Below are 7,442 nucleotides of genomic sequence, written 5' to 3'. Positions count from 1 at the left end.
CGCAGCTGGCCAGCAGCGACATCTGAGAGAACCCCAAGCTTGTGGCCGGCCCGGTTCGGGCCGGCCACATGTGTTTCTAGGCCAGTGGGGCGTACCCGGTCAGCGGCGTCAGCCGGACGCCGGCCTTGAGGGACGATCCGGTCCCGCGGTAGAGCATCAGGCTGCTGTCCGAGCCTCGGATCGCGGCCAGGTCGGTGAAGCCGTCCCGGTTGAAGTCGCCGACGCCGAGCACGTCGCGCATCCCGTTCCAGCCCGAGCCGACCTTGATGCGGCCCTGGAATCCGCCCTTGCGACCCAGGTAGACGTACAGGCCGGCGTCGGCGTTGTCGCGGGCCGCCATGTCCGGCAGGCCGTCGCGGTTGAAGTCGCCCACCCCGGCCAGCTCGCGATAGGTGCGCCAGCCGCCGCTGATCGGGCCGCGGGTGCCCAGCTTGGTGCCGGACCTGCCGGGATAGAGGAACAGCTTGTTGGTGCTGGACTCGATCGCGGCCAGATCGGGGTAGCCGTCGCCGTTGAGGTCGCCGACCGCGGTGATCTCGCGGAGCCCGCCCCAGCCGGTGGCCAGCTTCTTGCGGGTGCCGAACCCGGTGCCGGTGCCCGGATAGAACCACAGGTCACCGTTGGTCTGCCGGGCGACGACATCCTCCTTGCCGTCCTTGTTGAGGTCGCCGATCCGGACGATCGCGTTCATCGAGTTCCAGCCGCCGCTCAGCGTGCGGCGGGCCGATCCGGTACCGACGGTCGAGCCGTTGCCCGGGTACAGGTAGAGGTTCCCGTTGCCCGGGTACCGGGCCAGCACGTCCGACCAGCCGTTGCCGCTGAAGTCGGCCAGTTTGGCGGCCGGCAGCGGGGCGAAGTCGACGTAATTGAGGTCGATATTGATGGTGACCCCGCCGTAGGTCTCCTTGGCCGGGCCGCGGTATTGCTTCATCCGCCGGTGCGGCGACCAGTACCCGGCCGGGATCACCGGGTCCTCGAGCGTCACCACGTTGTCCCAGCGGGCGAAGTCCATGTAGTCCGGTGGCGCGTACCCGGGGGCGTTGTAGTTGGCGACCTGGTCGGCCACTCCGGAACTGACACTGGAGTAGAAGCCGGAGAAGTAGCCGAGGTCGTGCAGCCGGGACGTCCAGCCGTTCATGAACGCGAGCACGCCCTGGCGGCAGGCGGCGTCGTTGGTGCGGTACGCCTCCATGTCGTAGATCAGGACGCTCTGCTTGGCCAGGCCGAGCGCGGCCGCCTGGGCCACGGCGTCGGTGGCGGTGTCCCGGCCGTGCGCGGTGGCGTTGGCGTTGTCGATGTAGTTCTTCTTGGTGGTCGTGGTGCAGGTGGCCTGCGGTCCCACGTACAGCGGAAGCAGTTTCCAGCCGGCCGTGACCTGCTCCTGCACCCACTCGGCGGTGAGGTTGGCCTGGGTGCAGCCGCGGTTGTTGCCACCGATGTAGATGCCGATGCCGCGGTACGGCGAGGACGCCCGCCACGCCGCCATGCTCGCGCTGGGCGGCGCCGTGCAGGCGTCGAACGCGTACCCGGTGAAGGTGCCCGGCTGGACGGTGCTGTACGCCGTGGCGGCGCCGGCGGTGGCCCGGGCCAGGGTGAACATCGACGCGACGAGGATCGCCACGCTGAACACTGTCTTGACGACGGGCTTGCGGCGCGGCGCGGAGTGAGCCCCCATGATCGCCTTTCTCGGCGGGAAACGACCCCCGAGCCAAGCAATCGATCAGGCGGGATACATCAGCCGAACGGTCCAAAAGTGCGAGCCGCGCGGTGGCTCGGCGAAGCCACCGCGCGGCGAGGAGGAAAGATTGAGCAGGATCAATACCAATACTTTCGTCCACCGATCGGTCGGCCGACCGAACCGAGGATCCAGAACACCGCGCCCACGATCAGCAGAATGATGCCGATGGTGGTGAGGATCGAGATGTTCGCGAAAATGCCGATCAGCAGCAGGACCAGCCCGACGATCAACATGGGAAGCTCTCCTTATCAGCGGTGGGATGTCCGCTGCGGCACTGATACCCAGCCTCATGAATTGCCAATCATCACTACCTCCCGCCGGGTGATCCGGACCAGCAGGAACGCGAGGCCGAGCGCGACCAGTTCCATCCCGGCGCCGACCAGCGGGGTGGCGTCGTAGCCCCAGCCGGCCACGATCGCCACGCCGCCGAGGTACGCGCCGGCCGCGTTGCCGAGGTTGAACGCCGACACCGCGGCAGCCGAGGCGAGCAGGTTCTGCGCGTCGCCGTCGGCCGCCGTGATCACCCGGGTGGTCAGGCCCGGCACGGTGGCGTACGCGACCACCCCGAGCAGGAACAACGTCACGGCCGCCGGGCCCCGGGCATGTGCGGTCCAGGCGAACGCGACCAGCACCACCACCATGGCGATCGAGGCGGTCACGATCGTCCCCATCAGACGGTGGTCGGCGGCTCGGGCCCCGAGCACGTTGCCGAGCACCAGCCCCAGCCCGAACAGGGCGAGCAGCCAGGGCAGCGCACCGGCACCGAAGCCGGCCACCTCGGTCATCAGCGGCGCCACGTAGGTGAGCGGCGCGTAGACCGCACCGAAGGCCAGCGCGGTCATGGCCAGCGACAACCAGACCACCGGATTGCGGAACGCGACCAACTGCCGGCGGACCGAGCCGAGCGCCTCGGCGGCCCGCCCGGCCGGTACGAACGCGGCCGTCGCCGCCGCGGCGAGCAGCCCGAGCAGCGCCATCGCCCAGAACGTGGCCCGCCAGCCCAGCTGCTGGCCCAGCAGGGTGCCCAGCGGCACACCGGCGACGCTGGCCAGGGTGATGCCGCTGAGCATGGCGCCGATCGCGCTGCTGCGCCGGGCCGGCGGCACCAGGTCACCGGCCACGATCGTGGCAAGCCCGATGTACGCGCCGTGACAGAGCGCCGTCACGATCCGGCCGGTCATCATGAGCGGGTACGCCTCGGCGAGCGCCGACATCACGTTGCCGGCCACGAAGAACGCGAGCAACGCGATCAGCACCGGCTTACGGGACCGGCGGGCCACCGCGGCCGTCATCACCGGGCCGCCGAACACCACGCTCAGCGCATAACCCGAGATCAGCAACCCGGCCGTGGGTATCGACACGTCGAGGTCCGCGGCGATCGCCGGCAGCAGGCCGGTGATCACGAACTCGGTCATGCCGAGGGCGAACGTGCCGAGGGCCAGGGCCGCGAGCGCGAGACCGGTGCGCTGGGTCATCACGCCACTGTCACAGAGGTCAGACCATTTCGCTACCCATAAATAAAGTCCCGAACATACTCTCCAGGATTTACCCAGGCTCGGCCGGATACGGTAAAGCCGATGCCACCGTCACCCGACCTACCCGAATTCCTGCACGGGGTCGCACCGATCCTGGACCGCTGGGGCTACACCGCCGTCGGCGCCATGATCGGCGTGGAGAGCTTCGGCATGCCGGCTCCGGGTCAGACGATCATGGTGGCCGCGGCCATCTACGCCGGCGCGGGCCGGCTCAACATCTTCGGGGTGGCCGCCATCGCGTTCGTCGCGGCCGTCCTGGGCGACAACGTCGGCTACTGGATCGGCGTCCGCGGCGGACGCAAGGCGGTGCACCGGTGGGGCAAGTACGTCTTCCTGACCCCGGAACGGTTCGAGCGGGCCGAGGCGTTCTTCGCCCGCCGCGGCGGGCGGATCGTGGTGATCGCCCGCTTCATCGACGGCCTGCGCCAGTTCAACGGCGTGATCGCCGGCATCACCGGTATGGGGTGGCGCCGCTTCCTGCTCTTCAACACGATCGGCGCGCTGCTCTGGGTCGGCTTCTGGACCACGGTCGCGTACCTGCTCGGCACCCGCCTGGTCGAGATCATCGAGGCCGTCCATCCGTACCGCTGGTGGGTCATCGGCCTCGGCATCGCCGCCGTTGCCACCTATGTGACGCTGCACATCCGGCATCTCAAACGCCGGCGCGCCCGGCGAGCCGCACCCGAGCCACTGGAGGAGGCCTCATCCGGCCGATAATGGCCGGATGAGCGAACGGGTTGACGTCCTGGTGGTCGGTGCCGGCCTGGCCGGCATCGACGCGGGATACCGGCTGCAGACCGAGTGCCCGTCGAAGAGCTACCTGATCCTCGAGGGCCGGGACGCGATCGGCGGCACCTGGGATCTGTTCCGCTATCCCGGGGTGCGCTCCGACTCCGACATGTTCACGCTCGGCTTCCCGTTCCGGCCGTGGCGGCGGGCCCGGGCGATCGCGCACGGCGACACCATCCTCGACTACATCCGGGACACGGCCGACCACTACCGGATCACCGAACAGATCCGCTTCGGCCGGCGGGTGGTGTCGGCGCACTGGTCCAGCGCGGCGGCGACCTGGACCGTCCGCACCGCGAACGGCGAGGAGTACTCCTGCTCATTCCTCTACCTCTGCACCGGCTACTACCGCTACGAAGCCGGGTACGAGGTCGACTTCCCGGGCCGCGACGAGTTCGCCGGACCGGTCGTGCATCCGCAGCGCTGGCCCGACGACCTCGACTACCGGGACAAACGCGTCGTGGTGATCGGCAGCGGGGCGACCGCGGTGACGCTGGTGCCGGCCATGGCGGAGACCGCGGCGCACGTCACCATGCTTCAGCGCTCGCCCAGCTATTTCCTCTCGCTGGCCTCCGGCGACGCGCCGGCCGACTCCGAGATCAGTCGGGCCGGGTCGCGCCTCATCCGCGGCCGCAACGTGCTGGCCACCGCACTGCTCTACCGGGTCTCCCGGCGCTGGCCCGATCGGGTCGCGCGGTTCCTGCGCGACCGGGTCGCCCGGCAACTGCCCGCTGACGTCCCGGTCGATCCGCACTTCACGCCCGCGTACGCGCCCTGGGATCAACGCCTCTGCGTGGTGCCGGACGGCGACTTCTTCGCGGCCCTGCGGGCCGGCCGGGCCTCGGTGGTGACCGGCAGCATCGCCCGCTTCACCAGTTCGGGGGTACGCCTCGCCGGCCGCGACACCGAGACCGCCGGCCGCGACACCGAGATACCGGCCGACATCATCGTGACCGCCACCGGGCTGGCCATGGTGACCCTCGGCGAGATCGCGGTGGACGTGGACGGCGAACCGGTGGACAGCGGGCGGCTGAACGTCTACAAGGGAATGATGTTCAGCGGGGTACCCAACCTGGCGTGGTGCGTCGGGTACATCAACGCCTCCTGGACGCTGCGCGCCGACCTCACCGCGCGGTACGTCTGCCGGCTGGTCAACTACATGGACCGGCACGGCATCGACGCCACCACGCCCGTCCTGCCGCCCGGCATGCCGCAGGTGGACGAGCCGCTCATGGCGCTGTCCTCCGGTTATGTCCAGCGGGCCGCCGCACATCTGCCCCGGCAGGGCGCCCGCCGTCCGTGGCGGATGCGCACCAACTATCTGACCGACCTGCCGGCCATGCGGCTCGGCCGGATCGACGACGGCAACGTCCGGTTCGTCCGGGTGAAGGAGCGGGTCTAGATGCGACGTTTCGCCTTTGCCAACCGCACCTGCGTGCTCACCGGCGCGGCCGGCGGGATCGGCGCGGCGCTGGCTATCGAGCTGGCCAAGCGGCGGATGGTCCTGGTGCTGGTCGACCGGAACGCGGACGGCCTGGCCGAGGTCGCCGCCCTGGCCCGTGAGGTCGGCGCGCCGGACGTCGCCACGTACGTGATCGACCTGGCCGACGGTGGCGACCGCCGTGACCTGGCCGCCGAGGTCGCGAGCCGCTTCGGCGGCACGGATCTTTTGATCAACAACGCCGGCGTGACGCTGATGGGCACGTTCGAGCAGAACACGATGGCCGACTTCGACTGGTTGCTGGAGATCAATCTGCACGCCGTGATCCGGATGACGAAGGCCTTCCTGCCGCAGCTGGTGGCCCGCCCCGGCTCGCACATCGTCAACCTGTCCAGCATGTTCGGGCTGATCGCGCCGCCCGGCCAGGTCGCGTACGTGACCAGCAAGTTCGCCGTCCGCGGCTTCACCGACGCCCTGCGCAACGAACTGGCCTCGCGCGAGGTCGGCGCCACCGTGGTGCACCCCGGCGGGATCAAGACCAACATTGCCGTGAACGCGCGGATCAGCGGCGACGATCCGGCCGGCGAGCAGGCCACCCAGGCCCGCCGGTTCGCCGAGACGGCGCTGACCATGCCGGCCGAGGAGGCCGCCCGCCTGATCGTCGCGGCCGTGCAGGCCCGCAAGCCGAGGCTGCTGATCACCAAGGAGGCCAAGGCGGCCGACTGGCTGGTCCGGATCACCCCGACCCGCTGGTGGTCGGTGGCCCAGCAGTTGGCCAAGCGCCGCGACCTGCCCCATCCCTAAAAGATCGCGAAGCGGCGGCGGTCCTTGCCGTCGATCGTGGTGAAGTCGCCGCCGGCCTGGAGCGTGCCGGTTGCCTGGTTGACGGCCAGGACGCGGACGCCGATCACGCCGTTGCCGCTCGGCGCCCACGGGGTCAACTGGCCGGCCCGGGTGACCGCGGCCAGCTTGAGGCGCGGCTCGGAGCCGTCCGAGCAGGCGCCGTGCGCGCCGTTGCGGGCGGTCGTGCAGGCCGCGTCGAAGTGGCCGCCCACGTACGTGATGCCGGCCAGCGTGGTGATCGCGGCCGCGTCCCCGTCGAACACCCGCTGCCAGCGCACCAGGCCCCGGTCGGTGTACGAGATTGCCCGGCCGCCCACGCCGGCGGTGGCCACCGACACGCTGGCCCCCTCGACGGCGATGGCGCGTACCTCGGCCGGTGCCTTCGGCAGGAAGGCCGGGTCGACCGCGCCGCTCACCCCGTCCACCGCGGCCAGCCGCAGCGTGCCGCGGACCTCGTCCACTTTGTGGAACGCGCCGCCCAGATAGATCCGCCGGCCGCCGGCCGCGAGCGCGTGCACGGTGTCGTCGGCGGACGGCCGCCAGCGGGTGTCCAGCTTGCCGGTGGCCAGCGTGAACGCCGCCAGGTTGCGCCGTGGCACGCCGCCCACCGCGGTGAAGCTGCCGCCCAGGTAGAGCCGCCCGTGCGCGGTGTGCAACGCGTACGCGGTCCCGGCCAGGTCGTGCTGGAACGAGCCGACCGCGTTGCTCACCGGGCTGAGCCGGGCCAGCGAGTCCCGCTTCTTGCCGCCCACCCGGTGGAAGTCGCCGGCCGCATAAATGCTGTCCCCGGCCGAGACCAGCGCCCGGACCGTGGCGTCGGCCTCCGGCGCCCAGCTCAGCAGCGCGCCGGAGCGGGCGTCGAACGCCGCGAGCCGGGACCGGGGAACCGTCTTGCCGGCCGAGGTGGCGCTGGTGAAGGCGCCGCCGACGTACACGATCGGGCCCCGGTGCGCGATCGCGTACACCCCGCCGTTGAAGGTCGGCGCCACCGAGCGGGCCCGGGATCCCACCGCGGTTGCTGCGCCGCCGACGCCGGACAGGAGCAGGACGACCACGGCGAACGCAACGGCTCGCCCTCGGAGGAATTCACGCACGA

Annotated in this window: 7 protein-coding genes; 3 read left to right on the top strand and 4 right to left on the bottom strand. The window is 70.7% G+C overall.

From position 1 onward, the window contains the following. Positions 1-76 precede the first annotated feature (76 nt). From Ari01nite_RS29320 to Ari01nite_RS29310, 3 genes are all read right to left on the bottom strand, one after another. A complete protein-coding gene (locus Ari01nite_RS29320) occupies positions 77-1,621 on the bottom strand; it encodes a glycoside hydrolase domain-containing protein (RefSeq protein WP_239163122.1) in 1,545 nt (514 codons plus the stop codon). A 194-nt stretch (positions 1,622-1,815) separates the two neighbouring features. Next, positions 1,816-1,971 (bottom strand): DUF6131 family protein, encoded by a 156-nt coding sequence (locus tag Ari01nite_RS29315; protein WP_203785428.1) that lies wholly within the window; start codon positions 1,969-1,971, stop codon positions 1,816-1,818. Between the two features lie 54 nt (positions 1,972-2,025). Next, positions 2,026-3,213, bottom strand: coding sequence for an MFS transporter (locus Ari01nite_RS29310; protein WP_203785427.1), 1,188 nt, complete (start codon positions 3,211-3,213; stop codon positions 2,026-2,028). Between the two features lie 102 nt (positions 3,214-3,315). On the opposite strand from Ari01nite_RS29310, the gene Ari01nite_RS29305 reads away from it, so the two are divergent. The 3 genes from Ari01nite_RS29305 to Ari01nite_RS29295 are packed head-to-tail and all read left to right on the top strand — an operon-like array spanning position 3,316 to position 6,307. After that, positions 3,316-3,990, top strand: coding sequence for a DedA family protein (locus Ari01nite_RS29305; protein WP_203785426.1), 675 nt, complete (start codon positions 3,316-3,318; stop codon positions 3,988-3,990). A gap of 7 nt (positions 3,991-3,997) precedes the next feature. Then, positions 3,998-5,464 (top strand): flavin-containing monooxygenase, encoded by a 1,467-nt coding sequence (locus Ari01nite_RS29300; protein WP_203785425.1) that lies wholly within the window; start codon positions 3,998-4,000, stop codon positions 5,462-5,464. Next, positions 5,465-6,307, top strand: coding sequence for an SDR family NAD(P)-dependent oxidoreductase (locus Ari01nite_RS29295; protein WP_203785424.1), 843 nt, complete (start codon positions 5,465-5,467; stop codon positions 6,305-6,307). Here Ari01nite_RS29295 and Ari01nite_RS29290 read toward each other — a convergent pair. After that, positions 6,304-7,440, bottom strand: a complete 1,137-nt coding sequence (locus Ari01nite_RS29290; protein WP_239163121.1) for a hypothetical protein — start codon at positions 7,438-7,440, stop codon at positions 6,304-6,306. The two genes, Ari01nite_RS29295 and Ari01nite_RS29290, sit on opposite strands and share 4 nt — an antisense overlap. Positions 7,441-7,442 lie beyond the last annotated feature (2 nt).

The sequence above is a fragment of the Paractinoplanes rishiriensis genome (assembly GCF_016862375.1).
GTDB lineage: Bacteria > Actinomycetota > Actinomycetes > Mycobacteriales > Micromonosporaceae > Actinoplanes > Actinoplanes rishiriensis.
The sequence above is the reverse complement of the archived record's forward strand: the minus strand, read 5'-3'. Positions and strand labels throughout refer to the sequence as shown.